This window comes from Lysobacter sp. GCM10012299, assembly GCF_042649405.1.
Lineage (GTDB): Bacteria > Pseudomonadota > Gammaproteobacteria > Xanthomonadales > Xanthomonadaceae > Lysobacter_J.
Window position 1 is genome coordinate 1 of sequence record NZ_JBHRZC010000008.1, and the last position, 24,693, is coordinate 24,693.

At 67.9% G+C, this 24,693-nt stretch carries 24 protein-coding genes; 14 read left to right on the forward strand and 10 right to left on the reverse strand.

Annotation, left to right across the window (positions count from 1 at the left end; all coding sequences use genetic code 11):
- Positions 1 to 248 precede the first annotated feature (248 nt).
- The 5 genes from ACFOPO_RS16925 to ACFOPO_RS16945 all read right to left on the reverse strand — a co-directional run bounded on the left by ACFOPO_RS16925 (position 249) and on the right by ACFOPO_RS16945 (position 5,797).
- Positions 249 to 1,016, reverse strand: coding sequence for a type 1 glutamine amidotransferase (locus ACFOPO_RS16925; RefSeq protein WP_386704755.1), 768 nt, complete (start codon positions 1,014 to 1,016; stop codon positions 249 to 251).
- 61 nt (positions 1,017 to 1,077) lie between these two features.
- Positions 1,078 to 1,950, reverse strand: a complete 873-nt coding sequence (locus ACFOPO_RS16930) for an EamA family transporter (protein WP_386704756.1) — start codon at positions 1,948 to 1,950, stop codon at positions 1,078 to 1,080.
- A 34-nt stretch (positions 1,951 to 1,984) separates the two neighbouring features.
- The gene (locus ACFOPO_RS16935; protein WP_386704757.1) at positions 1,985 to 4,006 is read right to left on the reverse strand and encodes a DEAD/DEAH box helicase; all 2,022 of its coding nucleotides are present in this window, start codon (positions 4,004 to 4,006) and stop codon (positions 1,985 to 1,987) included.
- Positions 4,007 to 4,185: 179 nt separating this feature from the next.
- Positions 4,186 to 5,586: an amidohydrolase family protein gene (locus tag ACFOPO_RS16940; RefSeq protein WP_386704759.1), complete on the reverse strand. Its 1,401-nt coding sequence runs from the start codon at positions 5,584 to 5,586 to the stop codon at positions 4,186 to 4,188.
- A gap of 52 nt (positions 5,587 to 5,638) precedes the next feature.
- Positions 5,639 to 5,797: a hypothetical protein gene (locus ACFOPO_RS16945; protein ID WP_386704760.1), complete on the reverse strand. Its 159-nt coding sequence runs from the start codon at positions 5,795 to 5,797 to the stop codon at positions 5,639 to 5,641.
- 182 nt (positions 5,798 to 5,979) lie between these two features.
- On the opposite strand from ACFOPO_RS16945, the gene ACFOPO_RS16950 reads away from it, so the two are divergent.
- Together ACFOPO_RS16950 and ACFOPO_RS16955 are read left to right on the forward strand one after the other, a co-directional pair.
- Positions 5,980 to 7,539, forward strand: coding sequence for a YdiU family protein (locus ACFOPO_RS16950; RefSeq protein ID WP_386704761.1), 1,560 nt, complete (start codon positions 5,980 to 5,982; stop codon positions 7,537 to 7,539).
- Positions 7,540 to 7,610: 71 nt separating this feature from the next.
- Entirely contained in the window at positions 7,611 to 8,225 is a 615-nt protein-coding gene (locus tag ACFOPO_RS16955) for a hypothetical protein (protein WP_386704763.1), read from the forward strand.
- 6 nt (positions 8,226 to 8,231) lie between these two features.
- Here the strand turns inward: ACFOPO_RS16955 and ACFOPO_RS16960 are convergent, their stop codons facing one another.
- Positions 8,232 to 9,155 (reverse strand): oxygenase MpaB family protein, encoded by a 924-nt coding sequence (locus ACFOPO_RS16960; RefSeq protein ID WP_386704765.1) that lies wholly within the window; start codon positions 9,153 to 9,155, stop codon positions 8,232 to 8,234.
- A gap of 338 nt (positions 9,156 to 9,493) precedes the next feature.
- Here ACFOPO_RS16960 and ACFOPO_RS16965 point away from each other — a divergent pair, with 338 nt between their 5' ends.
- The 3 genes from ACFOPO_RS16965 to thpR all read left to right on the forward strand — a co-directional run bounded on the left by ACFOPO_RS16965 (position 9,494) and on the right by thpR (position 12,787).
- Positions 9,494 to 11,371: an ATP-binding cassette domain-containing protein gene (locus ACFOPO_RS16965; protein WP_386704766.1), complete on the forward strand. Its 1,878-nt coding sequence runs from the start codon at positions 9,494 to 9,496 to the stop codon at positions 11,369 to 11,371.
- Between the two features lie 99 nt (positions 11,372 to 11,470).
- Positions 11,471 to 12,085, forward strand: a complete 615-nt coding sequence (locus ACFOPO_RS16970; RefSeq protein ID WP_386704768.1) for an alpha-ketoglutarate-dependent dioxygenase AlkB family protein — start codon at positions 11,471 to 11,473, stop codon at positions 12,083 to 12,085.
- A 171-nt stretch (positions 12,086 to 12,256) separates the two neighbouring features.
- Positions 12,257 to 12,787, forward strand: coding sequence for an RNA 2',3'-cyclic phosphodiesterase (thpR, locus tag ACFOPO_RS16975; protein ID WP_386704769.1), 531 nt, complete (start codon positions 12,257 to 12,259; stop codon positions 12,785 to 12,787).
- Positions 12,788 to 12,790: 3 nt separating this feature from the next.
- Here thpR and ACFOPO_RS16980 read toward each other — a convergent pair whose 3' ends face one another.
- Complete coding sequence (locus ACFOPO_RS16980) at positions 12,791 to 13,033, reverse strand: hypothetical protein (RefSeq protein ID WP_386704770.1); 243 nt, start codon at positions 13,031 to 13,033, stop codon at positions 12,791 to 12,793.
- A gap of 96 nt (positions 13,034 to 13,129) precedes the next feature.
- Here ACFOPO_RS16980 and ACFOPO_RS16985 point away from each other — a divergent pair, with 96 nt between their 5' ends.
- Positions 13,130 to 13,729 carry a YdeI family protein gene (locus ACFOPO_RS16985; RefSeq protein ID WP_386704772.1) on the forward strand — a complete coding sequence of 200 codons (600 nt, stop codon included), beginning with the start codon at positions 13,130 to 13,132 and terminating at the stop codon, positions 13,727 to 13,729.
- A 3-nt stretch (positions 13,730 to 13,732) separates the two neighbouring features.
- On the opposite strand, the gene ACFOPO_RS16990 is transcribed toward ACFOPO_RS16985, so the two are convergent.
- A complete protein-coding gene (locus tag ACFOPO_RS16990) occupies positions 13,733 to 14,788 on the reverse strand; it encodes a YbaY family lipoprotein (RefSeq protein ID WP_386704774.1) in 1,056 nt (351 codons plus the stop codon).
- 68 nt (positions 14,789 to 14,856) lie between these two features.
- On the reverse strand, positions 14,857 to 16,647 hold the full coding sequence (locus tag ACFOPO_RS16995) for a M14 family metallopeptidase (protein WP_386704775.1): 1,791 nt from the start codon (positions 16,645 to 16,647) through the stop codon (positions 14,857 to 14,859).
- Positions 16,648 to 16,900: 253 nt separating this feature from the next.
- On the opposite strand from ACFOPO_RS16995, the gene ACFOPO_RS17000 reads away from it, so the two are divergent.
- From ACFOPO_RS17000 to ACFOPO_RS17010, 3 genes are all read left to right on the forward strand, one after another.
- A complete protein-coding gene (locus tag ACFOPO_RS17000; RefSeq protein WP_386704777.1) occupies positions 16,901 to 17,530 on the forward strand; it encodes a glutathione S-transferase family protein in 630 nt (209 codons plus the stop codon).
- A gap of 107 nt (positions 17,531 to 17,637) precedes the next feature.
- The gene (locus tag ACFOPO_RS17005; protein ID WP_386704778.1) at positions 17,638 to 19,242 is read left to right on the forward strand and encodes an oligopeptide:H+ symporter; all 1,605 of its coding nucleotides are present in this window, start codon (positions 17,638 to 17,640) and stop codon (positions 19,240 to 19,242) included.
- A 40-nt stretch (positions 19,243 to 19,282) separates the two neighbouring features.
- Positions 19,283 to 19,888, forward strand: coding sequence for a rhomboid family intramembrane serine protease (locus ACFOPO_RS17010; RefSeq protein WP_386704779.1), 606 nt, complete (start codon positions 19,283 to 19,285; stop codon positions 19,886 to 19,888).
- Positions 19,889 to 20,024: 136 nt separating this feature from the next.
- Here ACFOPO_RS17010 and ACFOPO_RS17015 read toward each other — a convergent pair whose 3' ends face one another.
- Positions 20,025 to 20,213 (reverse strand): hypothetical protein, encoded by a 189-nt coding sequence (locus ACFOPO_RS17015; protein WP_386704780.1) that lies wholly within the window; start codon positions 20,211 to 20,213, stop codon positions 20,025 to 20,027.
- Between the two features lie 235 nt (positions 20,214 to 20,448).
- Between ACFOPO_RS17015 and ACFOPO_RS17020 the strand changes: the two genes are divergently transcribed.
- The 5 genes from ACFOPO_RS17020 to cfa all read left to right on the forward strand — a co-directional run bounded on the left by ACFOPO_RS17020 (position 20,449) and on the right by cfa (position 24,554).
- Complete coding sequence (locus ACFOPO_RS17020) at positions 20,449 to 21,099, forward strand: hypothetical protein (RefSeq protein ID WP_386704781.1); 651 nt, start codon at positions 20,449 to 20,451, stop codon at positions 21,097 to 21,099.
- Positions 21,100 to 21,163: 64 nt separating this feature from the next.
- Positions 21,164 to 21,442, forward strand: coding sequence for a GNAT family N-acetyltransferase (locus tag ACFOPO_RS17025; RefSeq protein ID WP_386704782.1), 279 nt, complete (start codon positions 21,164 to 21,166; stop codon positions 21,440 to 21,442).
- A gap of 76 nt (positions 21,443 to 21,518) precedes the next feature.
- Complete coding sequence (locus ACFOPO_RS17030; protein WP_386704784.1) at positions 21,519 to 22,277, forward strand: pseudouridine synthase; 759 nt, start codon at positions 21,519 to 21,521, stop codon at positions 22,275 to 22,277.
- A gap of 125 nt (positions 22,278 to 22,402) precedes the next feature.
- Entirely contained in the window at positions 22,403 to 23,236 is an 834-nt protein-coding gene (locus tag ACFOPO_RS17035) for a DUF3298 domain-containing protein (RefSeq protein WP_386704785.1), read from the forward strand.
- Between the two features lie 175 nt (positions 23,237 to 23,411).
- Positions 23,412 to 24,554 (forward strand): cyclopropane fatty acyl phospholipid synthase, encoded by a 1,143-nt coding sequence (cfa, locus tag ACFOPO_RS17040; protein ID WP_386704786.1) that lies wholly within the window; start codon positions 23,412 to 23,414, stop codon positions 24,552 to 24,554.
- Positions 24,555 to 24,693 lie beyond the last annotated feature (139 nt).

The following is a 24,693-nucleotide window of genomic DNA, read 5'->3' on the forward strand; positions in this document are numbered from 1 at the left end:
AGTGCGGAGCAGCGGGACATGGATGTCCCGCGTCCCGCGTAAAGACAGGATGTCGTCCGCGGGACGGAGCACTCCCCGCCCCTGCGGACGACGCCGCTCCGAAGACAAGTGCAAGGCAAAGTCAAAATGGGTCCCGGCTTTCGCCGGGATGACGAGTTATAGGCTTGGATCCCGGCCTGCGCCGTGATGACGGTGACAATACGGATGGGATGCGGGCCTGGGTCCCGGCGTTCGCCGGGATGACGGTGTCAGGTCCACTCGCGCGAGGGCAGGGTGATCCTGCGCTGCGGCGTGCCGACCAGGTCGAGGAAACGGTTGAACACATCGTGGGCCTGGCCCTGCATCGCCGCGATGTGCTCGCGCGTCTTCTGCCGGATCGTCTCCTCGCTCGCCTGCGCCGGATCCAGGCCTGCCAGCTCCGCCAACTCCTCGCGGTACGCCGGATTGGCCAGCCAGCGTTCGATCAGCCGCTCGTCCATCTCCAGATGGAACTGGAAACCATAGGCGTTGTCGCCATAGCGAAATGCCTGCTGCTCGCAGCCGTCAGTGCGCGCCAGATGCTCGGCCTCGCGTGGCACTTCGAAACTGTAGCGGTGCCACTGGAACACCGGTGCCGTCTCACCCAACGGCGACAACACCGGATCGGCGCGGCCGGCCGCGGTGGTCTGCAGCGGGTACCAGCCGATCTCCGGCTGATGGTGGCGCCGCACCGGCGCGCCCAGTACGTGCGCCAGCAACTGCGCGCCCAGGCAGATGCCCAGCACCGGCTTGCCCTGCTCGAGCATGCGCTCGATCGCCATCAGTTCGGTGCGCAGGTGCGGGCGCTGCGCCTGGTCTTCGACGTTCATCGGCCCGCCCAGCACGATCAGGCCGCGGTAACGGTCGACGTTGGGCTGGAAGTCGGGCTGGCGCTCGAAGTTGGCGAAACGGATGCGGTGCCCGCGCCGACGGATCAGCGGGTCCAGGGTGCCGAGCGGCTCGGCGGCGACGTGCTGGAAGACGAGCAGGCGGGGCATGGCGCGGGCAGGGCGGGTCGACAGCCCGACTATGCCAAATCCCGTGCCCTCGCCGGTAGCGCTATGCGCGCGGTGCGAAAGCGATCACCGCAATGGCGACGACGGCCAGCACAATCGCGGCGCGGTTCCACAGGCTGGTCTTCTCGCCGAAGGCGAACACGCCGACCAGCGTGCCCAGCACCACCACGCCGATGTTCATCGCCGCGAACACCACCGACGGGTTGTCCGGAAAGGCCTGGTGCGCGCGCACGTAGAAGACGATGTTGCCGAAGTTCAGCAGGCCCAGCAGCAGACCGGCACCGAAGTTCCGCAGGTCCAGCTTCACCTGCCCGCGCCAGTGGCGAACCGCCTGCCAGCCCAGCATCAGCACGAAGGCGATCGCGAACGCCACCTGCAGCGCCGCCAGAGAAGGCGTACCGGCCAGCGCGATGCGCTTGAGCATCACGTCGACCACGGCGAAGCCGACCCAGACCACCAGCAGCAGTCCCATGCCGGTTCCGCCCGGCGCCGCGATGGTGGCGTCCTGCCGCGGCCTAGCCACGATGCCGACCACCGCGACCAGGCCCAGTGCGAGCCCGACCATGCGCGTGGCATCCGCGGTTTCGCCGAACAACGTGAAGGCCGCGAGCAGCGACAGCAGCAACGAAAGGCGCTGCGCCACGTCGGTGCGGACGATGCCGGCGGTGCGCACCGAGGCGGCGAGCACCAGGAACAGCGACGGCAGCACCACCGCCAGGCCGAGCAGTGCGGCCCACGGTGCGTCAGGGTGCGACAGGCCGGCCAGCGACGGCTTCAGCAGCCACGCGCACAAGGCGGTGGCAGCGAGGTAGTTCCAGGTCACCAGCTGCGCCACGTCCAGACGGAAACGTGGCGCAAGCTTGAGGACCACCGCGACGAGCACGCTGCACAGCGCGCTGAACAGGATCAGGTGCATCGGCTACCGCGGTGGAGGTGGTGGCTCGTGTGGATCAGCGCGGCTTGAACGGCTTGCGCGGGCCGCTGCCATGCGGCTTGTGGCCACCGTGCGGCGGTCGCGGGCCGCGCGGCGGCGGACGGCGATCGTCGTCGAAGCTGCGCGGTGCATCGCCGTAACGGCCATGCGGGCGCTGGCCGTGACCGTGGCCGGCGTCCTCATCGGCGCGACTGATGCGCAACTGCTGGCCGGCGACGCGCACGCGCTTGAGGTGGTCCATGACTTCGCGCGGCATGCCTTCGGGCAAATCAATCAGGCTGAAATCGTCGCGGATGTCGATGCGGCCGATGAAGCGGCTCTCCAGCTCGGCCTCGTTGGCGATGGCGCCGACGATGTTGCCCGGCTTGACGCCATGGGTGTGGCCGACCTCGATGCGGAACGTTTCCATGCCGACTTCGGGCGCGCGCTCGCCGCGCGGTTCACGCGGCTCGCGCGGCTCGTGGCGATGCTGTGCCGGACCTTCGTCGGCGAACATCGACTCGGCGGCATTGACCGACGGGCGCTCGAACGAACGCTCGCCGGCGGCCGGCGGGGTGAACTGGCGATCGGCATGGCGCGGGCGGTCGTCGCGCTGCTGCGGCTCGCGTGGTGTGAACTCGCGCGGCGGCCTCGGCGCAGCATCACGCTCGCGGCGCGGATCGCGCTGGCCGTCACGCGGGCCACGCTCGTAGCGATCGCGCGGCGATTGCTCGCGCGCACCGCGCTCGGGGCGGTCGAAACTCGGCGCATGCGGACGCAGGCGCTCGGCGGTGACGTCCAGCAGCAACGGCATGTCGCCCTGCACCAGCTTGGCAAGGGCAGCAGCGATTTCCACCGCCGGCACGTTCTGCTCGCGCTCGTAGCGCTCGACCAGGTCGCGGAACTGGCTCACGTCCGACGATTCCAGCGCCGTGGTGATGCGGCCGAGGAAGCGGTTGACGCGCTGTTCGTTGACCGTTTCCACGGTCGGCAGCTGCATCTGCTCGATCGGCTGGCGCGTGGCGCGCTCGATCGCGCGCAGCATGCCGCGCTCGCGCGGGGTGACGAACAGGATCGCCTCGCCCTTGCGTCCGGCACGACCGGTGCGGCCGATGCGGTGCACGTAGCTTTCGGTGTCGTACGGGATGTCGTAGTTCAGCACGTGGCTGATGCGTTCCACGTCGAGGCCGCGCGCGGCCACGTCGGTGGCGACCAGCACGTCGATCTTGCCGTCCTTGAGGTTCTGGATGGTCTTCTCGCGCTGCGCCTGGACCACGTCGCCATTGATGGCGGCGGCGGCAATGCCGCGCGCGGCGAGCTTGTCGGCCAGCTCCTCGGTCGCCAGCTTGGTGCGGGCGAACACGATCATCGCGTCGAAGGGCTCGGCTTCGAGGATGCGGGTGATGGCATCGAGCTTGTGCACGCCGCTGACCGCCCAGTAGCGCTGGCGGATGTTCGCCGCAGTCGAGGTCTTCGACTTGATCGCGATCTCGACCGGGTCCTTCAGGTAGGTCTGGGCGATGCGCTTGATCGGCGTCGGCATCGTCGCCGAGAACAGCGCGACCTGGCGCGTCTCCGGGGTCTTCTTCAGCACCGCCTCGACGTCGTCGATGAAGCCCATGCGCAGCATTTCATCGGCTTCGTCCAGGACCAGGCAGCGCAGCTGCGACAGGTCCAGCGAGCCGCGCTCGAGATGGTCGATGACGCGGCCGGGCGTGCCGACGATGACCTGCACGCCACGCTTGAGCGCCTGCAACTGCGGGTAGTAACTCTGGCCGCCGTAGATCGGCAGGACCTGGAAGCCGGGCAGGTGGTGGGCGTACTTCTGGAACGCCTCGGCGACCTGGATGGCCAGCTCACGCGTCGGTGCCAGTACCAGCGTCTGCGGTGCGCGCTGGTTGGGGTCGATGCGGGCCAGCACCGGCAGCGCGAACGCGGCGGTCTTGCCGGTGCCGGTCTGGGCCTGGCCCAGCACGTCGCGACCTTCCAGCAGCGGCGGGATGGTGGCGGCCTGGATCGGCGAGGGCGATTCATAGCCGACATCGGCCAGGGCGCGCATCAGCGGCTCTGGCAGGCCAAGGTCGGCGAATTTGATGGACGGAGTGTCCGCGGACGGGTCCGTGGAGGGGGTATTGGGCGTTTCGGCGCTCATGGGGGAGGGCTCGGCAGCGCCGGCGAACGCCGGTCGGAAGACCGCACAGTGTACCGGACTGCGGTGTGTCGGCCGGGTGTAGCCGTTCAGCGCGCTGTCGAACCCGCTGCTGCAGCGGCCTGCAAGCCGAGCACGTCCTTCTCCACGCGGCCGTCCTTCATCACGAATTGGACCTGCTTCAGCACCGTCACATCGCTGAGCGGGTCGCCCGCTACCGCGATGAGATCTGCACGCTTGCCGGGCTCGAGGCTGCCGACCTGGTCCGCCAGGCCGAGCAGGTCGGCGGCGTTGACGGTGGCTGCCTGGATGGCGGTGGCCGGGGTCATGCCGTGGGCGACCATCAACTCGAACTCGTCGGCGTTGCGGCCGTGCAGGCTCACGCCCGCATCGGTGCCGAAGGCGATCTTCACGCCGGCCGGCACCGCCTGCTCGAGCGCCTTGCCGGTGATGCCGATGCGCCATTCGATCTTGCTGCGGACCTCGCCGGTGTAGGCCTCCGGGTTCTTCGCCAGGCGCTCCTTGTAGCCGTTGACGGTCGACAGCGTCGGCACGTAGTACGCCCCGGTCTTGCGGAACAGCGCGATGTCGGCGTCGTCGAGCAGCGTGCCGTGCTCGATCGAGTCGGCGCCGGCGCGCAGCGCCACCGCGATACCGTCGGCACCGTGCGCATGCACGGCGACCTTCTTGTGGTACAGGTGCGCGGTTTCCACGATCGCGCGCGCTTCGTCGTCGAACATCTGCTGGCCCAGGCCTGCGCCTATCCGGCTGTTGACGCCGCCGGTGGTGGCGATCTTGATCACGTCGACGCCGCGCCCGACCTGCCGGCGCACGGCGCGGCGGCAGTCTTCGACGCCGTCGCAGGTGTTGCCGTGGACGTCGATGGCGTCGTGCAGTTCGTCGCGGAACCCCAGCGTCGGGTCCATGTGGCCGGCGGTGGTGGAGATCGCATTGCCGGCATCGATGATCCGCGGCCCGGGCAGCTTGCCGGCGGCAATCGCGTCGCGCAGCGCCAGCGTGACGCCGTCCTCGTCACCGAGGTTGCGCACGGTGGTGAAGCCGGCGGCTAGCGTCTTGCGCGCGTTCACCGCGGCCTCGTAGGCGTGGTCGGCCACGCCCTTCGACACGCCCTCCAGCTGGCCTTCGATGCCGGCCTTGTCGGAGGTCAGGTGGACGTGGCTGTCGATCAGGCCGGGCAGGACATAGCGGTCGCGCAGATCGATCACCGTGGCCGTCGATGACACGCCGGTGAACGCCGATGCGTCGACATGGCCATCGCGGACGGCTTCGATACGGCCGTCGCGCAGCAGCAGCGTGCTGGCTCCACGGGCCGGCTTGCCCGGTCGGTCGAGCAGGTGACCGGCCTGCACCACGGTCCATTGCGGCGCTGCCACCTGCGCCGGCGCGGGCGCAGCAGCGGCGATCGCCAGCAGGGCGGGCAACAGCGCGAACGCCAGAGGGCGGCGCGCCTGGGAGCGACGGGTGGTCATTGCGGTGGATCCCCGGTGTAAACGTGGCCTCTCACCGCAGCATACATTCAGGTCAGGACTTGCTGCCCGATTCGCTTTCCGACGGGCCGGGGTTGGCAGGCGGATTGGCGGTATCGCGGGCCTGCTGCTTCTTGGCCTGCTTCTCGTCCTGCTTCTTTTTCTTGGCGATTTCGCGCTGGCGCTTTTCGAAGGAGTAATTGGGCTTTGCCATGGGCGATCTCGTTGTGCGGGGCGCCAGTGTAGGGCATGGAGGTTGATTTGCCCGTGTACGGCGCCTTGCCGGGCCGCTGCCGGACGCTGGAAAAACGCCGCGAGGCCCGCACATAAGGCCTGCGAGCACTGGCCTGGCCAGCTATGAAGGCCCACATTGACGCGGTGAACTGCCGGATTGACATGCTGAATCTTGAATTTGACAACGCTTTCGTCCGCGACCTGCCTGGCGATCCGGACGATGGCCCGGGTGTGCGACAGGTCCACGGCGCCCTTTATTCGCGCGTGGCCCCTTCGCCGGTGGCGGCGCCGCGGTTGCTGGCGCATTCGGCCGAGATGGCCCGGCGCCTGGGCTTCAGCGAGGCCGAGGTCGCCTCGCCGCAGTTCGCCCAGGTGTTCGCCGGCAACGCGCTGATCGCCGGAATGGAGCCGTTCGCGGCCAATTACGGCGGCCACCAGTTCGGCAACTGGGCCGGGCAGCTGGGCGACGGTCGCGCGATCAGCCTTGGCGAGATCATCAATGCCGCCGGCGAACGCTGGGAGCTGCAGCTCAAGGGCGCCGGCCCGACGCCTTACTCGCGCAGCGCCGATGGCCGCGCGGTGCTGCGCTCCTCGATCCGTGAATTCCTGTGCAGCGAGGCGATGCATCACCTCGGCGTGCCGACCACGCGCGCGCTGAGCCTGGTTGGCACCGGCGAGTGGGTCGAGCGCGACATGTTCTACGACGGCCATCCCGAGCTGGAGCCGGGTGCGATCGTCTGCCGCGTGGCGCCATCGTTCATCCGCTTTGGCAACTTCGAGCTGCCGGCGTCGCGCAATGACGTCGAGCTGCTGCGGCAGCTGGTCAATTTCTGCATCCGTCGTGACTTCCCGGAGCTGCGCGGCCAGGGCCAGGCGCTGTACGCGCAATGGTTCGCGCAGGTGTGCGAGCGCACCGCGGTGATGGTTGCGCACTGGATGCGGGTCGGCTTCGTCCATGGCGTGATGAACACCGACAACATGTCGATCCTCGGCCTCACCATCGACTACGGCCCGTACGGCTGGGTCGACAACTTCGACCCGGGCTGGACGCCCAACACCACCGACCGCCACCACCGGCGCTATCGATTTGGCCAACAGCCGCAGGTGGCCTACTGGAACCTGGGGCGCCTAGCCGGCTCGCTGTCGCTGCTGTTCGACGGTGTCGAGCCGTTGCAGGACGGCCTGCGCCGCTTCGTCGAGGTCTACACCGCCGCCGACCGCGACAATGTCGCGCGCAAGCTCGGCCTGGCCGAGTGCAGCGACGAGGACGTCGGCCTGATGCAGGCGCTGCAGGACCTGATGACGGAGGCGGAGATCGACATGACGCTGTTCTTCCGTGGCCTGGCATCGCTCGATGTGGAAACGCTCGACCTCGCCCCGGTACGCGACGCCTTCTACGATGACGCCCGTCGCGAAGCGGCCGAACCGGCATTGCGCGAATGGCTTGCCCGCTACGCGGCACGGCTGCGCGACCAGGCGATGTCGCCGCAGGCGCGGCGCGAGCAGATGAACGCGGCCAATCCGCGCTACGTGCTTCGCAATTATCTGGCGCAGCAGGCCATCGATCGCGCAGCGGAAGGCGACATGGCCGGGGTTTCCGAGCTGCTCGACGTCATGCGGCGCCCCTATGACGACCAGCCCGGTCGCGAAGCATTCGCCGCCCGTCGACCTGACTGGGCCCGCGAGCGCGCCGGTTGTTCCATGCTGTCGTGCAGTTCGTGAGCGGCGCCTGCACACGCCGCCTACACCGCCGACGCGGAAGATGACGCCGACATCCGGTGGAGGTGCTGGCCATGCGTATTCGACGCGTCATTTTGTCATCGGGCCTGGTGTTGCTCTGCTCCGTCGCCGCCGCCATGGCGCCGCCGCCAAAGAATGCCGACCACGTCGTCGGCACGCTCGTGGAGCTGGACCCGCACGGCAAGCGGCTGTCGCTCGCGGACGATGCGCAGACCGGCAGCGAACTGGGGCAGGGCAGCCCCACCAACGTCTACCTCGATGCCAGCACCACGGCCAGCCGCGACGGCAAGGCCACCGCGCTCACCGGGCTCAAGCTGGGCGAGCGCCTGCTGATCAAAACCTCGCGCAGTGGCGACGACCGCCTGCGCGCCAGCAAGGTGACGGTGTTGGCCGACACCAACGTGGAACAGGGGCCGGAACGCTATCTGCATGGCACCGTCGGGCAGATCAAGACCGACACGCGCACGCTGCACATCGACCAGGCGCAGACGCTGATCCCCAACCTCATCGCCTACGACGACCAGACCACGGTCGTCACCCTAGATGGCAAGCCGGTTGCGGTGACCAGCCTCAAGGCCGGTGACGAGATCGACGCGTCGCTGCGCCTGCGCGATCGGCTGACCACGGCCAAGAAGATCGTGTTGCTGCGCAGTTCCGGTACGCCCTGAACGAAGTCAGCCCGGCCACGCGTCGAGCACCGACTCCGGTACACCCACGCGCCGGCACGCGCGCGGGGCGACGCCATCGCTGAGCGCCAGGCGGAACAACGGCGAGATGCGGCGCAATGCCTGCGCCGCGACGGCGGCCTGCAGCCGCTGCGAACGCGACAGGCGCAGTCGCTCCGCCGCCCACGGCGGCAGCAGGGCGCTGCCGGCACCCAGGAACAGATTCCGCGACAAGGCGGCGGCCGGCACCGGCAATGCGATCCGTGCCAGCACCGCCAGCACCTCGCGTGAGCGCTCGTCGTAGCGCAACTGGTCCTGCACGCTGGCGAAGTAGTCGGCCACCTGCGCCTCCGAGCCGGGCACGTCGCGTGCGCCCAGTGCCTGCGCGACGCGGCGTGATTCATCGAAGTAGCGGTCGGCGAAGCCGGCGGGCAGCGCCATCGGCGCGTAGCGTCGGAACCCTTCGAGGAAGCCGTAACTTTCGGTGACATGCACCCATGTCAGCAGTCGCGGATCCCGCGCGTGGTACGGGCGACCATCGGCGGTGATGCCCTGCACCCTGGCGTGGATGCTGTCGACGTGCGCGATCAGGCGTTCAGCTTCGGCGCGGCCGGCGTAGGTCGTGCCGGCGACGAAGTTGGTGGTGCGGCGCAGCCGCCCGAGCAGGTCGGTACGAAATTGCGAGTGGTCCCAGACCCCGGCCAGCGCCTGCGGATGCAGCGTTTGCAGCATCAGCGCGCACAGGCCGCCGGCGAGCATGCCGGGGAAATCGGCGTGGATGCGCCAGGTGACGCTGCCGGCACCGAACAGGCCCGGATCGCCGGGCGGCTGGTCGTAATCGATGCCGCTCTGGCCGCGTGGAAAGGCGCGCAGGACCCAGCGTCGTATCCGCGCGGTGGCGGGAGCGGCCAGGGCATGCAGCGGGGAGTTCATCGGCGTGCGCTCATCCCGTCGCGTGTGGCGGGGCGGCTGGTTCCAGTCGCCCCTTGCCACGTGCCGTGCTTGCCGGCTCGAGCGTCGAGATCGCCGCGACCGCCGCGATCAGGCCTTGCCGGCCTTCTTCTCGCTCTTCGCGGCGCGCTTTTCCTTCATCGTCTTCTCCGGCTTCTTCTTCGTTTCTTTCTTGCGATCCATGCCCTTGCTCATGGTTTTCCCCTTGTCAGGTGGCCACGGCACCGTGCTGCGGCCTGGCGCCAAGTATGCGCCGGCGGCAACGCGCTTGGCACTGCGACGGCATGCCTGCGAGGGCCGGTGCCAAGTAGAATGGCCGGATGCCCCTGATGACCCTGCAAAACGTCGACTACAGCGTCGGCGGCCCGCTGCTGCTGGAAAATGTAGCCCTGACCATCGATGCCGGTGAGCGAATCGCCCTGATCGGGCGCAATGGCGCCGGCAAATCCACCCTGATGCGCCTGCTGGCCGGAGAGATCCACCCCGACGGCGGCGAAGTCCGCCGCGAAGGCGGCGTGCGCGTGGCGCGGCTGGAGCAGGAAGTGCCCAGCGACGCCGGCGGCGACGTCTGGGACGTGGTCGCCGGCGGCCTGGGCGACCTGGGCAAGTGGCTTGCCAGGTACCACCACATCATTCATGCCGACCACGTCGACACCGATGCCCTGGCCAAGGTGCAGGCCAAGATCGAGGACGCCAACGGATGGTCGCTCGACCAGCGCGTGACCGAGACCCTGGATCGCCTGGGCCTGGATGGCGACGCGCTGTTCTCGAGCCTGTCCGGCGGTCTCAAGCGCCGCGTGCTGCTGGCGCGTGCGCTGGTGTCGGCCCCGGACCTCCTGCTGCTGGACGAGCCGACCAACCACCTCGACATCGAGGCCATCGACTGGCTCGAGAACTTCCTCAAGGGCTGGCAGGGGGCGCTGCTGTTCGTCACCCACGACCGTCGCTTCCTGCGCTCGCTGGCCACCCGCATCGTCGAAATCGACCGCGGCCAGGTCACCAGCTGGCCCGGCGACTGGGCCAATTACGAAAGGCGCAGGGAAGAGCGGCTCAATGCCGAGGCGCAGGAGAATGCCCGCTTCGACAAGATGCTGGCGCAGGAAGAAGTCTGGATCCGGCAGGGCATCAAGGCCCGCCGCACCCGCGACGAAGGCCGCGTGCGCAGGCTCAAGGCGATGCGCGTGGAGCGTTCACAGCGCCGCGACCTGACCGGCAACGTCAAGATGGCGCTGGCGCAGGGCGAAGCCTCCGGCCGCAAGGTCGTCGAGGCCAAGGGCGTGAGCTTCGGCCACGGCGAGCGCCAGCTCATCACCGATCTGTCGACCACCATCTTCCGCGGCGACCGCATCGGCCTGATCGGCCCCAACGGCAGCGGCAAGACCACGCTGATCAAGCTCCTGCTGGGCGAGCTCAAGCCCGACGCCGGCGAGATCCAGCTCGGCAGCAACATCCAGGTGGCCTATTTCGACCAGTACCGCGCGACCCTGCGCGAAGACTGGAACGCACTGGAGAACGTCGCAGAAGGCCGCGAGTTCGTCGAAGTCGGCGGCAAGTCCAAGCACGTCATCGGCTACCTGCAGGATTTCCTTTTCACGCCCGAGCGTGCGCGCGCGCCGATCACGCGCCTGTCCGGTGGCGAGCGCAACCGCCTGCTGCTGGCCAAGCTGTTCGCGCAGCCGTCCAACCTGCTGGTGATGGACGAACCGACCAACGATCTCGACGTCGAGACGCTGGAACTGCTCGAGGAAATGCTCGGCGATTACCCCGGCACGCTGCTGCTCGTCAGCCACGACCGCGACTTCCTCGACAACGTCGTGACCTCGACCCTGGTGATGGAAGGCGAGGGGCGCGTCGGCGAGTACATCGGCGGCTATACCGACTGGCTGCGGCAACGCCCTGAGCCCTCGGTCAGCGCGCCGGGCAAGCCGACCCTGGCCCCGGCAACGCCGGTGGCCGCGCCGGCCCCACCGGCGGCGCCCAAGCGCAAGCTCAGCTACAAGGAAGCGCGCGAGCTGGAGCAGTTGCCGGTGCGGATCGAGACACTGGAAACGAAGCTGGCCGAACTGACCTCGCAGATGAACGAGCCGGCGTTCTTCCAGCGCGACGCGGCCGCGATCAACGCGCACAACGCATTGCTCGCGCAGACGCAGCTGGACCTGGATGCGGCCTACGCGCGCTGGAGCGAGCTGGACGCCTGACCCTCCCGTCGTCCCGGCGAACGCCGGGACCCACCTTGACCTTCCCCTCCTCCAACCACGTCTCACCCACTGAGACGCCCCGGTACCACAGTCATCCGGATGCCTCGCGCCTCCGCCCAGCCCGAACTTTTCGCCTCCGGCCCCCGCACGCTGATCAACGATGCAGAGGGCGGCGTGCGCTACTGGCCGCAGTTCATCGACGACGATCTGGCCGACCGCTGGTTCGCCATCCTGCGTGAAAGCGTCGAATGGCAGGCACAGCAGCGCCCGATGTACGACCGGATCGTCGACGTGCCGCGGCTGGTCGCCGGCTACCGGCTGGATGACAGCGTGCTCGAAGACAGCGTGCTCCCCGCACCCCTCGCCGAAGCCGCCGAGCGCCTTCGCGCGCATCTGTCGGCGCCGTTCAATTCGGTGGGTTTGAACTACTACCGCGACGGCAACGACAGCGTCGCCCCGCACAACGACAAGCTGCACGGCCTGGCGCCCGGTGAGCCGATCGCATTGCTGTCCCTCGGCGCACCGCGGCGCATGGCCATTCGCGCCAAGGTGCCGCCCGCGCGCAGCGTTCACATCGACCTGGAGCCAGGCAGCCTGCTGGTGATGAGCCACGCCTCGCAGCTGCATTACCTGCACGGCATCGCCAAGACGCGCGAACCGGTGGGTCCGCGGATCAGCCTGGCGTACCGGGTCAGGCCGCCGAGCCCCCACTGAGCGCACTTGCAGCGGCCGTTGGCCGATGGGTTAATTGCGCCACGACCCGCTGGAGGTGACGCATGGAACCCGGGCAAATCGCCGATCGCGGGTGGCCCAAGGACCTCACTTGGTGGGGCAAGCCCTCCAAGTTCGCGCAGTCGTCAGCGCGCTGAGGCACGCGCGATCGCCGTGTTCCATCGGCTGTTCTTCGCGCTGTGGCCCGCCGATGCGCTGCGCAACTCGATCAGCGAGACGGCGGCACGGCTGGAGCGCGAACTCGTGCCGGGCGGGCGTCGCCTCGATGCCGCGCGTCATCACCTGACATTGCAGTTCCTGGGCGATTTCGATCCGTTTCCGCAAACGCTGGTCGCCGGCGCCTGTGCGGCGGCCGCAGAGGTGCGCTTGCCGCCGTTCGAGCTCGTGCTCGATTGCGCCGGGAGCTTTCGCGGCAGCAATGTCTGGTGGCTGGGCACGCACGCGAGTCCCGCCGGATTGCAGGCCTTGTGGTCGTCACTGGGCGATGCGCTGGATCGTCACGGCGTGCCGACCAGGCCGTCCGCCGCCTTCAGCCCGCACGTGACCATCCAGCGCAACGTGCGCCGCCACATCGCAGTCACGCCGATCGAACCGTTGCCCTGGCCCGTGCACGACTTCGTCCTCATGGACAGCCAGTCCGGGCAGCCGTACCGGATCATCGCGCGCTGGCAACTGCAGGATTGACCTTCAGTGGCGCAGTTCGATGGTCGGGTCGCGGTCGATGCTCCCGTCCTCGCGCACCACGACGAAGTCGCGGGCGGTGGCGAACAGCACCGGCATCGGGTGCTCCAGCGGCTCGCGGATGAAGGCGAGCTTCCAGCCATGGCGCTCGCAGTCGTCCAGCACCTGCGCCTGCGGTGCGGTCAGGCCCATGCGCCGCTTTCGCACGTGGATGTCGGTGGCGGGTGTACGTCGGTCGCGCAGGGTCATGGCAGTCCCCTTTTGTTGCCTGTGATTCTTTCGCCCCTCAGCTGTTCCAACGTGGAAGCATGTGCACAATAGGACGCGCCCGCTCCGGAACCGACGATGCCTGCCAACGATCCGCGTATCGACGCCTATATTGCACGGTCAGAGGCGTTCGCCCGACCGCTGCTGACGCATCTGCGGGCGGTCGTGTATGCCGGCTGCCCCGAGGTCGAGGAGACGCTGAAATGGGGTATGCCGAGCTTCACGTATCGCGGCAAGATCCTGTGCGGCATGGCCGCGTTCAAGCAGCATGTCGGTTTCGGCTTCTGGCAGGGCGAGAAGATCGAAGGCGCGCCGCGCAGCGAGCAGGGCATGGGCCAGTTCGGCCGCATCACCCGCCTGGCCGACCTGCCGGGCAAGCGTGAGCTCACCGGCTTCATCAAGCAGGCGATGGCGCTGATCGACAGCGGTAGCAAGCGTCCTGTCGCCAAGGCAGCGACCGCACGACCACCGCTGGAGGTCCCCGACGACCTCGCTGCTGCCTTGAAGAAGAACGCGAAGGCCCGCGCCCACTTCGAGGCATTCCCGCCCAGCTACCGGCGCGACTACATCGAGTGGATCACCGAAGCCAAGCGCGAGGACACCCGTCAGCGGCGCCTGGAGCAGACCGTGGAATGGGTGGCTGAAGGCAAGTCGCGCAACTGGAAGTACATGGCCTAGGCATCAATCCCGCAGGAAGGCGCCGCAGCCCTTGTAGATCTTGCCGCCGGCACTGAGCTGGGCACTGGCCTCGAACGAGATTCCATTCATGTCGTCCGTGCACGGCTTGCGTTCGATCTTCAGCTCGACCTGGGTGCCGTGGCTGGTCTTGCCGCTGAACCCCATCGCGCCCTTGAGCGGCTGCGCGTTGGCGACGTCGATCTTGCGCGCGCCGTAATCGAGTTCGGCGCGCAGCGTCGGCGCTTCGCCCATGCCCACCTCGACCCACCAGCCCGGCTCGTTGCCCGCTGCGCGAAATCCGACATCGCGCGCCTTGGCCGCTTCCCACGGTGACGGCCCGTCGGCCTGGCTGCACTCGCGCTTGTCTTCACCGGCCAGGGTGAGCGTGCCACTGCCGCCCTTGGTCCAGAACTCGTTGCCCTTGTCGTCGGCATAGCGCGCGCCCGACGCGGACACCGCCAGGGGTATCGCCAGCTCGCGGCCGGAGTACGACAGCACCGCCTTCTCCGCCTGGCTGAAGTCGGCGCCGAGGCGAAGCTCGCCGCATTGCCAATAGCTGGTTTTACTTGCGGCTTCGGCAACGGGCGCAGACGGCGCCACCCGTACCAGTTGCAGTTCGACCGGCGCATTGGCGGCCGGATCCACGGCTGTGCGCGTGTCGGTGACGAACCACAGCTTGCCATCGGGACCCAGCAACGATGCGTGCAACCCGTACTGGCCACCGCTGCGCAGCTTGACCGGGTCATAGGGCAGGCTGAAGGCATACGGCGGACCGGACAGGTCCTTGAACGTCATCTCCGACAGTACCGCCGATGGCGTGTCGGCGAGCTGGTTGTCGATGAGTTGCACGCGCAGGGAGGAGCCCGGCGGCATCATGATCCGCTCGCGATAGGCGGCAGTGCCGTTGATCGCGTGGGCGCCGTGGGTGAGCGGCGGTGTCGGTCGGGTCGAGGCCGTTCCGGAATCGCTGCCCGGCTGGCAGGCCGACAGCGACATCGCCACCGCGATGCCGAGCAGGCCGGGCAGGATCAACGAAAACGATGGCTTCGACTCGAACATGGGCAGCTCTCCGGGCAGGGGCTTGTCTGGGATGCGCGCAGCCTAGCTGCCCGGATGTTGTGGCGCCGTCAGCGTGGCGTGCCCTCGGTACGCAGCACCGGATACATCCGGTAACGCGCATCCCACGACGAGTGGCGGCGGGCGAAGAATTCCAGGCGTGCCTGCGGATCGGCGGCAAACGCCGCGTCCTCCTTCAGGCGCTGCTCGAAGGCGGCCTTCACCTTGGGATCCTTCAGCATCTCGCGCGCCACTTCTTCGGCGACGTAGTCCTCCATGTACTCCTTGCGCTCGAAGTTGTTGTTGAACTCGCCCCAGGCCACCAGCGCATCCGGCGCCTGGGGTTCCAGCAAGGCCATGACCAGCCGCGCCTCGGGCTGCGCGATCGGCACGAACAGCGCGCCGGCCGCGACGTCCTGCGTTTCGGCATTCCACTGGCCGGCGAGGGTCAGGCGCTGGTGCCCCTCGACCGATTGCGCACCGAAGCTTGCCTTGTCGGCGCGGAAGACTTCGACCTTGGCGTGCGCCTGCGCGGCCGCCATGCGCAGGTAACGGATGCCGTGCTGGTCGAGCTTGGCGGCCACCCAGGCCGCGTGCGCCGAGGGCACCAGGTAACCGCCCCTGGGCGCGGTGACGACATGGTCGGGCACGATCTCGTCGCGGATCGGCAGCTTCCAGACCTGCGGCTTGCTCTCGTCGTAATGCGTCATCAGCGCACCGGAGATGTCCGACGGCGTACGCGTGTAGGCATAGCCGCGGAAATCGATGATGCGACTCTTGTCGGTGGCCTTGTAGTCGAGCGCGACCGGCTTGCCGCCGAGCGCGGCCGCGCGCTGGTCGGCGGCGGCGGTCTGCTGCCGCCACTGCGCGCCGTTGCGGGCGACCAGGTCGAGCAGGGCGACGATGATGTTGCGCGTGACCTTGACGCGATGCGGGTAGTCGCGCCAGGAGTGCGTCTCGACCAGCATGCCCAGGCGATTGCGCAGCTGGAAATAGCCATGCGAGAAACGCGGCGTGGGGACGCCGTCCTCGAAGCCCGAGTCGGGTTCGTCGTTCTTCACAAACGAGGGGTAGAACGACAGCGGCAGCGAGCCTTCCGCCGCCAGGCGCTCGATCACGCCGTCGCGCAGCGCGGTGCCGGCGGCGCGCAGTGCTTCATCGCCGCTGTGGACCGGCTCGACCTGGATCGAGACGTCGTGCTCGAACTTGGCGCCGTCGGTGACGTGCAGATCGACATAGGCGAGCGGGTCCCAGGCGTCGACCATGCGCAGCATCGCCTGCATCTCGGGCGTGTCGGCCTTCACGTAGTCGCGGTTGAGGTTGTAGTTCTGCGCCGTGGTGCGCCAGCCCATTTCCTCCGGACCGCGTTGGTTGGGGCGGTTCCAGCGTGCGAAGCGCTCGTGGCCGTCGACGTTGAACACCGGCACGAACAGCAGCACCTGCTTGTCGAGCGCGCCGGGGGCGGCTTCGCCGTCGAGGGCCTGGCGCAGGGCGAGGAAGCCGGCATCCTTGCCGTCGATCTCGCCGGCATGGATGCCGCCCTGGATCAACATGACCGGCAGGCCCTTGGCCTTTGCCGCTTCCGGCGTGAACGCGCCGGCCTTCGACACCACCAGCACCTTCATCGGCCGGCCTTCGGGCGTGGTGCCGAAGTCGTTGCAGCGCACCGCATCGGGATACTGCTTCGCGAACCGGTCGCACAGGGCGATCACTTCGTCGTAGCGGCCGGTCTTCACGAAGCCGCTGCGCTCGGACACGGTGACCAACCCGGAGGAAGCGGGCGCGGACGAGGCGGGAGCGGTGGCGGGGAGGGCGGTGAGCAGTGCGACGAGGGTTGCGACGGCGATCGGCGAACGGGTCATGCGCGGAAGTCTCACGAAAATGTCGGCGCATGGTATCCGAGTGCAGGCCGATGCTTTGCCGCTCGGGGTCACGCTGCTGACATCGGGTGTCAGCAGCCATCCCGTCATCCCGGCGAAAGCCGGGACCCATCTTGATGTTGCTCTGCGCTGCGCCGAACAAAGCTCAAGTCAAAATGGGTCCCGGCTTTCGCCGGGATGACGGGTGCATGCGATCATTGGCCGCAGACCGAATTGCCTTCCCGGGGATCCAAACATGTACAGCCTCTATTACTCGCCCGGCGCGGCGAGCCTGGTCGTCCATTGGCTGCTGATCGAGCTCGGCGTGCCGCACGAGCTGCGCCTGGTCGACACGCAGGCGAAGCAGCACAAGTCGGACGATTACCTCGCGCTCAATCCCAATGGCCTCGTGCCGACCCTGGTCGCCGACGGCAAGCCGCTCTACGAAGCGGCGGCGCTCGTGCTGCATGTGGCCGACCGCCATGCCGAATCCGGCCTGGCGCCTGCTGCCGATAGCCCGTTGCGCGGTCCGTACCTGCAGTGGATGTTGAACCTGGCCAACACCGTGCAGTCGCCGATGCGCCTGTGGTGGTACCCGGGCGATATCGATGAAGCCCACGCCGACGACATCCGCGAAGGCACGCGCCGCCGCGTCGAAGCGGCCTGGGATCGACTGGATGCGCACCTGGCGGCAAACGGCCCGTACCTGCTCGGCGAGCGCCTGAGTGCGGCCGACTTCTACCTCGCCATGCTGATGCGCTGGACCCGCAACATGCCGCGCCCCGGCCACGACTGGCCGCACCTGGCGGCACTGGCGCGGGCGCTGAAGGCGCGTCCGTCCTTCAAGACCCTGTACGAACGCGAAGGCCTGACCGACTGGGCCTGAGCGCCGGCGGTCGTCGATCGGGTAGGCTTGCCCATCCGCCGCATCCGGCCCTGCCGGCTGCGGCGTGCCGCATCGAACCCCCGAACGCACCCGCAGGACCGCCGTAGATGACGACCACCGCAAGCGCCGCCACTGTCGAACAAAAGACGGATTCCCAGGGCAGGATGCCCCGTCAGATTCCCTACATCATCGGCAACGAAGGCTGCGAGCGGTTCAGTTTCTACGGGATGCGCAACATCCTGACGCCGTTCCTGGTCAGCACGCTGCTGCTGTACGCACCGGAGGCCGAACGCGCCGGCCTTGCCAAGGACGTCTTCCACAGCTTCGTCATCGGCGTGTACTTCTTCCCGCTGCTGGGTGGCTGGCTGGCCGACCGCTTCTTCGGCAAGTACCAGACCGTGCTGTGGTTCTCGCTGGTCTACTGCGCCGGCCATGCCTGCCTGGCCATCTTCGAGGACAACCGCACCGGCTTCTATACCGGCTTGTTCCTGATCGCACTGGGGTCAGGCGGCATCAAGCCGCTGGTGGTGTCCTTCGTCGGCGACCAGTTCGACCAGAGCAACAAGCACCTGGCCAAGATCGTCTTCGATTCGTTCTACTGGATCATCAACTTCGGTTCGTTCTTCGCCTCGCTGCTGATGCCGTTCTTCCTGCGTCACTACGGCCCGGCGGTGGCGTTCGGCATTCCCGGCGTGCTGATGCTGATCGCCACGCTGATCTTCTGGCTCGGTCGCAAGCAGTACGTCAACGTGCCGCCGAGTGCGTCGGATCCGGATTCGTTCCTGCATGTCGCCCGCACCGCGCTGCTCGCGCACGCGCCGGGGCAGGGACGGCCCGGGCTGACGGTGGCGGCCATCGGCGGCGTGCTCGCCATGGCTGCGCTGATGCAGATCCCCAAACTCGGCTTCGTCATCTGCGCCTGCATGGCGCTTGGCCTGATCATCGCGTTCGGCGGCATCGGTACCTCCATGCAGCTCGACCGCGCCCGCGGCAAGCACCCCGACCAGGCTGTCGACGGCGTGCGCGCGGTGCTGCGGATCCTGATCGTGTTCGCGCTGACCACGCCGTTCTGGTCGCTGTTCGACCAGAAGGCCTCGACCTGGGTGCTGCAGGGCAACGAGATGGCGATGCCGCACGACCAGTGGTGGTGGCCGAGCTGGCTGGTCAAGGACGCCGCGCAGATGCAGGCGCTGAACCCGGCGCTGGTGATGCTGCTGATCCCGTTCAACAACCTGGTGCTGTACCCGTTGCTGCGCCACCTGGGTTTCGAGGTGACCGCGCTCAAGCGCATGGGCTGGGGCATCGCGTTCTCTGGCCTGGCCTGGATTGGCGCCGGCCTGATCCAGCTCTACCTCGACGGCGGCCACCCGGTGACGCTGACCTGGCAGATGCTGCCGTACGCGCTGCTGACCTTCGGCGAAGTACTGGTCTCTGCGACCGCGCTGGAGTTCGCCTACAGCCAGGCGCCGCAGGCGATGAAGGGCGTGATCATGGCGTTCTGGTACCTCGCCAGCACCTTCGGCAGTCTGTGGGTGCTGCTGACCAACGCCGGCGTGCGCAACGAAGCGGTGATGTCGCACATCGCCAGCACCGGCCTGAGCGAGAACGCCTTCCTGATGTTCTTCTTCGCCGGCTTCGCCTTCGTTGCAGCGGCGGCGTTCGCGCTGTACGCGCGCACCTACCCGATGCAGGACAACTACCGCAGCGCATGACGCCGACCACCGCCGACATCGCCGCCAGGAGCACCAACGGATGCTGACCTTCATCCTCATCGCCGTGACCGTGCTGGTCTCGTGGCTGGCCTTCGAGCGACCGCCGCTGCTGAACCGCCTGATCCTGTGGCCGCCGGCGATCGACCGCAATCACCAGTACGACCGGTTGCTGACGCATGGCTTCATTCATGCCGACTGGTCGCACCTGCTGTTCAACATGATCACGCTGTACTTCTTCGGCCGCGTGATCGAGAACGTGATCGGGCAGTTGATCGGACCGTTCGGCTTCCTGCTGTTCTATCTGTCGGCGATAGTCATCGCGATCCTGCCGACCTACCTGCGCCATCGCCACGATCCGACTTACCGCAGCCTCGGCGCGTCCGGCGCGGTGTCGGCGGTGCTGTTCGCCTTCGTCCTGATCAAGCCGTGGTCGATGATCATCGTGTTCGTGCTGCCGATGCCGGCGATCCTCTACGCGGTCGGCTATGTCGCCTATTCGTTCTGGATGGACCGGCGCGGCGGCGACAACATTAACCATAGCGCGCACCTGTCCGGTGCGATCTATGGCGTGTTGTTCATGCTGTTGATGGAGCCGCGGGTGGGAACGATTTTCCTGGAACGGCTGATGAGCCCGTCGTTCCGCTGAGTCGCGGCGGACGTCGCCAGTGGCAAGCCGGAGGGACTGCGGCGGGCCTGCATGACGCAGGCCCACCGCGCTCAGGGCGCCCCCCAGCTACCCGAGCTGTATCGACCGGAGCGGTGGCCCGGCCGGAATCGAATGATCAGGCTGCGTGGCGGTCGGACGTCGCCGCGTCGTCCGCGCCGTAGGTCTCGAGCAGGCGGGCGTAGATCTCGGCATCGATCTGCGACGACTCGATGGAGCTTTCCTTGCCGCTCTGGACCAGGTCGAACATGCGCGTCATCAGGGCGTCGTCGCTGACGTGGCCAAGAGTCAGGTGGTGCACGGTCATGGGTGTTCTCCGCACTGTCTTTCCTGTTCTGGATCACGCAGATTCCGTGCCAGCCGTCTCAGCTTTGATCGGGGTAGGGGCGGCGGGAAAATGTGACGCAGTCGGTCATTACTGGTCGCGGCGGGGGCTGAACGGATGACGTAATGCGGCGCCCGCCAAGGCGTCCCGCTCACCCGGCATGAATGCCGCGCGTGATATCCAAAAAACTCCCAGACGATGCCCAGGAGTGCCAGGCATGGCGATCAGGAAAGCCGGCAAGACCACCGCTCGCAAGGCCCCGGCGAAAAAGGCGGCCTCGAAAACAGCAAAGAAGGCCGTGAAGAAGGCCGCCAAAAAGGTTGTCGCCAAGACGGCTCGGAAGGCCGCTGCGAAGACAACAGCACGCAAGGCCGTGGCGAAGAAGACCGCAACGAAGAAGGTCGCGACCCGCAAGGTCGCAAAGAAGACCGTGGCGAAGAAGGCCGCGAAGAAGGTCGCGAAGAAGACCGTCCGCAAGACCAGCGCGACCCAAGTGACTGCCCGCAAGGTCGCTGCGAAGAAGGCGCCGGCCAGGAAGGCCCCGGTCCGCACGGCACGCGCGGCACCGACCCCGGCCACCGTGCCTGTCCCCCGCAAGCGCGCCCAGCGCAAGCCACGCATCACGCCCGAACAGGCCCTGGCCAACACCCAGGAGCTGCTGGCCCTCAAGCACGAGCGCGACCACCAGCCGCAACCGTGGCATCAGTTCGATCCCGCCCACGAGCACGTGCCCAAGCCGGGGTTCCAGTCCGACAGTGCGGCTGCCAAGGCCGGAGAGCTGCATGCGGCCGAGAGCCGGATGGAAGCGATCCAGGGCAGCATCGGCACCCAGGATCGCCACAACCAGGGCAAGCGCGACAGCCGTTGAGCTACCGTAGCTTCTTGTCGGGCGCACCTGACGGGTGCGCCCGCATTCCACATCAGAGGCCCACATGACCCAGCACCAGATCCAGCACGACCCGGTGATCGGCGCGTTCATGACGACCGTCGATGGCGTCGACGCCCGGCTGGAGTACTACCGCGAAGGCAACAAGATGGTGATCACCCACACCGGCGTCCCCGAGGCTATCGGTGGCCGCGGCATCGCCGGCGAGCTGGTCCGTGAAGCCTTCGAGTTCGCCAAGGCGCAGGGCTGGCACGTCCACCCGCAGTGCTCCTATGCCGCCGCGTGGGTCGAACGCCATCCCGAATACAACCAGCTGCTGGCCTGACCGCCACCGCCGCGCCCGGCCATCCCCGGAGCGCGGGGGCGCCTGAAGCTGTCCCCCCGGGCCCATGTATGACAGCATGCGCGCCCATCCCCCGACTGCCGCGCCCCTGGCGCCCGCCCGCATGCGCCTGAACAAGCACATCAGCGACACCGGCTTCTGCTCGCGTCGCGAAGCCGACAACCTCATTGCCGAGGGGCGGGTCACCGTCAACGGTACGCGCGCCCGAATCGGCGCCGAGGTCGGCGAGGGCGACCAGGTGCTGGTCGACGGTCAGCCGCTGAAGGTCCGCCAGGTCGCCAAGGGCAAACGCCAGCACGTCTACATCGCCCTCAACAAGCCGGTCGGCGTGACCAGCACCACCGAGGCCGGGGTCAAGCACAACATCGTCGACTTCGTCGGTCACCAGGACCGCATCTTCCCGATCGGCCGGCTCGACAAGGACTCCGAAGGGCTGATCCTGATGACCAGCAACGGCGACATCGTCAACGAGATCCTGCGCGCCGAGAACAAGCTGGAGAAGGAATACCTGGTGGTGGTCAACCACGCCGTGACCGACGAGTTCCTGCGCGCGATGGCGCGTGGCGTGCCCGTGCACGGCCAGACCACGCTGCCGTGCAAGACCGGCAAGCTGGGCAAGTTCGGTTTCCGCATCGTGCTCGTGCAGGGCCTCAACCGCCAGATCCGCCTGATGGCGGCGCACTTCGGCTTCCGCGTGAAGCAGCTGCTGCGCGTGCGCATCGGCAACGTCAAGCTCGGTCACCTCAAGCCCGGCCAGTGGCGCAACCTCACCGACGCCGAGTTGCAGGGGCTGCTGCCGCAACGCACGCAGTGGTAGTTCAACGCCAGCTGTAGCGATGCGTGCCGCGAAGTGGGGAAGGCGCCATCCGAAAACGTTGTTCCCCTGCATACGGGCATCACGCCGCCGCGGCTAACCTGATGCCCATCGACAAGGGATTGCCCATGAAGCGATTGTTCATGCTGTCGTTGCTGAGCCTGGCCGTGCTGGCCGGTTGCAAGCGCGAGGGCGAGCCGGCAGCGCCGGCAACCACTGCCACCCCGGGTGCTCCCGTGGCGCCGGCACCGGATGCGGCCGCACCCGCGGTCGAACTCAAGGACGTTGCCGAGTCGACGCCCGACTACATCATCGGCATCAGCTACCAGGTGCCGGCCAGCCAGCATCCGGCGCTGGCGGCCGAGCTGAAGAAGTACGCCGACGCCGCCCGCGCGGATCTCATCGAGGCGGCCAAGACCCGCGGCCAGCCCGGCGGCGCGACCAGCGCCCCCTACGACCTCTCGCTCAGCTTCACCGAGCTGATGAACACCCCCAGCGTGGTGGCGGTGGCTGCCGATGGCAGCAGCTACACCGGCGGCGCCCATGGCGCGCCCCTGGTGGCCCGCTTCGTCTGGCTGCCGCAGCAGCAACGCATGCTGACCGCGCGCGAGCTGGTGCGCGACGACAAGGGCTGGGCGGCGATATCGGGGTATGTGCGCGAGCAGCTGCATTCGGCGCTGTCGCAGCGTGTCGACGCCGATGACCTGCCGGCCGAAGAGCGCGCCGAGATCGTCAAGAACGCTTCGCGCATGATCGACGACGGCACCGAGCCGGCGCCGACCGACTTCGCGCTGTTCGAGCCGATGGCCGCGCCGGACGGAAAGCTGGGTGGCCTGCGCTTCGTGTTCGCGCCGTACCAGGTTGGCCCCTATTCCGACGGCACGCAGACGGTGGAAGTGCCCGCCGACGTGCTGATCCCGTTCGTGAGCCCCGAGTACCGGTCGCTGTTCACCGGGGGGTGATGCCGCCTTGGCGGCATCGCGCTCAGAAGGGCTGATGCCGCCTTGGCGGCCTCGCGCTCAAAAGGGTTGATGCCGCCTTGAGCGGCATCGCGCTAGGATCGGCTTGCCCGCCAGACGCGCGGGCAGGGCCCGAGGAGGGCCAGCCGGTCAAATCGCGCCGAGCACCGAGGTCGCCATGTCCGCATTGCGCAGTCGGGTAGAGCAGTTGCTGTCGTTGGCCGACGTCCGCGTCGGCGGCAGTCGTCCCTGGGACGTCCAGATTGAGGACGAGCGCTTCTTCGCCCGTGTCCTGGCGGAGGGTTCGCTGGGTCTGGGTGAGTCGTACATGGATGGCTGGTGGCGGGCGGCGTCGCTGGACGGCTTCCTGTTCAAGGTCATCAGCGCCGATCTCGACCGCCGCGTCCGCGGCTGGAAGGCGTGGGCCGATGGGGTGAAGGCCTACCTGACCAACCTGCAGAGCCGGCGCCGCAGCTTCGTCGTCGGCGAGCGCCACTACGACCTGGGTAACGACCTGTATCGCGCCATGCTCGGCAAGCGCATGGTCTACAGCTGCGGCTACTGGCGCGACCGCGACGGTGCACGCCTGCACGACCTCGACGCGGCACAGGAGGCCAAGCTCGACCTGGTCTGCCGCAAGCTTGGCCTCAAGCCCGGCATGCGCGTGCTCGATATCGGCTGCGGTTGGGGCGAGGCGTTGAAGTTCGCGGCCGAGCGCTACGGCGTCAGCGGCGTCGGCATCACCGTATCGAAGGAGCAGGCTGCGTTCGCGCGCGACCTGTGCGCGGGACTGCCGATCGAGTTCCGGCTGCAGGATTACCGCGAAGTCGGGGCAGGCGAGGGCGACGAGCGTTTCGATGCGATTTTCTCGCTCGGCATGTTCGAGCACGTCGGCGTCAAGAATTACCGCACCTACTTCGAGGTGGCACGGCGTTCGCTCGCCGAGGACGGCCTGTTCCTGCTGCACACGATCGGCACCAACGTCTCGGTGCGTGTCACCGACCCCTGGATCGCGCGCTACATCTTCCCCAACTCGATGCTGCCCTCGGCCGCGCAGATCGCGACCAGCTGCGAAGGCCTGTTCGTGATGGAGGACTGGCACAACTTCGGCGCCGACTACGAGCTGACCCTGCAGGCCTGGCTCGACAACGTCGAGCGCGCCTGGCCGCAACTGCCGGCCCGGTACGACGAGCGCTTCCAGCGCATGTGGCGCTTCTACCTGTCGGCCTCGATGGCCAGCTTCCGCAGCCGGCATACGCAGCTGTGGCAGCTGGTGCTGTCGCCCTCGGGCGTGCGCGGCGGGTACATCGCCCCGCGCTGACAGGGTGACGTGCCCCGGGTGCGCGTTGCTTACCCGGGCTACCTCATCCACGTAGCCCGGGTAAGCGAAGCGCACCCGGGGCCCAAGCCCAATCCACGTAGCCCGGGTAAGCGAAGCGCACCCGGGGCCCAAGCCCCAT

Coding starts and splice junctions, on each gene's coding strand:
- ACFOPO_RS16925 (WP_386704755.1), bottom strand. CDS start 1,016: ATGCCCCGCCTGCTCGTCTTCCAGCACGTCGCCGCCGAGCCGCTCGGC.
- ACFOPO_RS16930 (WP_386704756.1), bottom strand. CDS start 1,950: ATGCACCTGATCCTGTTCAGCGCGCTGTGCAGCGTGCTCGTCGCGGTG.
- ACFOPO_RS16935 (WP_386704757.1), bottom strand. CDS start 4,006: ATGCGCGCCCTGGCCGATGTCGGCTATGAATCGCCCTCGCCGATCCAG.
- ACFOPO_RS16940 (WP_386704759.1), bottom strand. CDS start 5,586: ATGACCACCCGTCGCTCCCAGGCGCGCCGCCCTCTGGCGTTCGCGCTG.
- ACFOPO_RS16945 (WP_386704760.1), bottom strand. CDS start 5,797: ATGGCAAAGCCCAATTACTCCTTCGAAAAGCGCCAGCGCGAAATCGCC.
- ACFOPO_RS16950 (WP_386704761.1), top strand. CDS start 5,980: ATGCTGAATCTTGAATTTGACAACGCTTTCGTCCGCGACCTGCCTGGC.
- ACFOPO_RS16955 (WP_386704763.1), top strand. CDS start 7,611: ATGCGTATTCGACGCGTCATTTTGTCATCGGGCCTGGTGTTGCTCTGC.
- ACFOPO_RS16960 (WP_386704765.1), bottom strand. CDS start 9,155: ATGAACTCCCCGCTGCATGCCCTGGCCGCTCCCGCCACCGCGCGGATA.
- ACFOPO_RS16965 (WP_386704766.1), top strand. CDS start 9,494: ATGCCCCTGATGACCCTGCAAAACGTCGACTACAGCGTCGGCGGCCCG.
- ACFOPO_RS16970 (WP_386704768.1), top strand. CDS start 11,471: ATGCCTCGCGCCTCCGCCCAGCCCGAACTTTTCGCCTCCGGCCCCCGC.
- ACFOPO_RS16980 (WP_386704770.1), bottom strand. CDS start 13,033: ATGACCCTGCGCGACCGACGTACACCCGCCACCGACATCCACGTGCGA.
- ACFOPO_RS16985 (WP_386704772.1), top strand. CDS start 13,130: ATGCCTGCCAACGATCCGCGTATCGACGCCTATATTGCACGGTCAGAG.
- ACFOPO_RS16990 (WP_386704774.1), bottom strand. CDS start 14,788: ATGTTCGAGTCGAAGCCATCGTTTTCGTTGATCCTGCCCGGCCTGCTC.
- ACFOPO_RS16995 (WP_386704775.1), bottom strand. CDS start 16,647: ATGACCCGTTCGCCGATCGCCGTCGCAACCCTCGTCGCACTGCTCACC.
- ACFOPO_RS17000 (WP_386704777.1), top strand. CDS start 16,901: ATGTACAGCCTCTATTACTCGCCCGGCGCGGCGAGCCTGGTCGTCCAT.
- ACFOPO_RS17005 (WP_386704778.1), top strand. CDS start 17,638: ATGACGACCACCGCAAGCGCCGCCACTGTCGAACAAAAGACGGATTCC.
- ACFOPO_RS17010 (WP_386704779.1), top strand. CDS start 19,283: ATGCTGACCTTCATCCTCATCGCCGTGACCGTGCTGGTCTCGTGGCTG.
- ACFOPO_RS17015 (WP_386704780.1), bottom strand. CDS start 20,213: ATGACCGTGCACCACCTGACTCTTGGCCACGTCAGCGACGACGCCCTG.
- ACFOPO_RS17020 (WP_386704781.1), top strand. CDS start 20,449: ATGGCGATCAGGAAAGCCGGCAAGACCACCGCTCGCAAGGCCCCGGCG.
- ACFOPO_RS17025 (WP_386704782.1), top strand. CDS start 21,164: ATGACCCAGCACCAGATCCAGCACGACCCGGTGATCGGCGCGTTCATG.
- ACFOPO_RS17030 (WP_386704784.1), top strand. CDS start 21,519: ATGCGCGCCCATCCCCCGACTGCCGCGCCCCTGGCGCCCGCCCGCATG.
- ACFOPO_RS17035 (WP_386704785.1), top strand. CDS start 22,403: ATGAAGCGATTGTTCATGCTGTCGTTGCTGAGCCTGGCCGTGCTGGCC.
- cfa (WP_386704786.1), top strand. CDS start 23,412: ATGTCCGCATTGCGCAGTCGGGTAGAGCAGTTGCTGTCGTTGGCCGAC.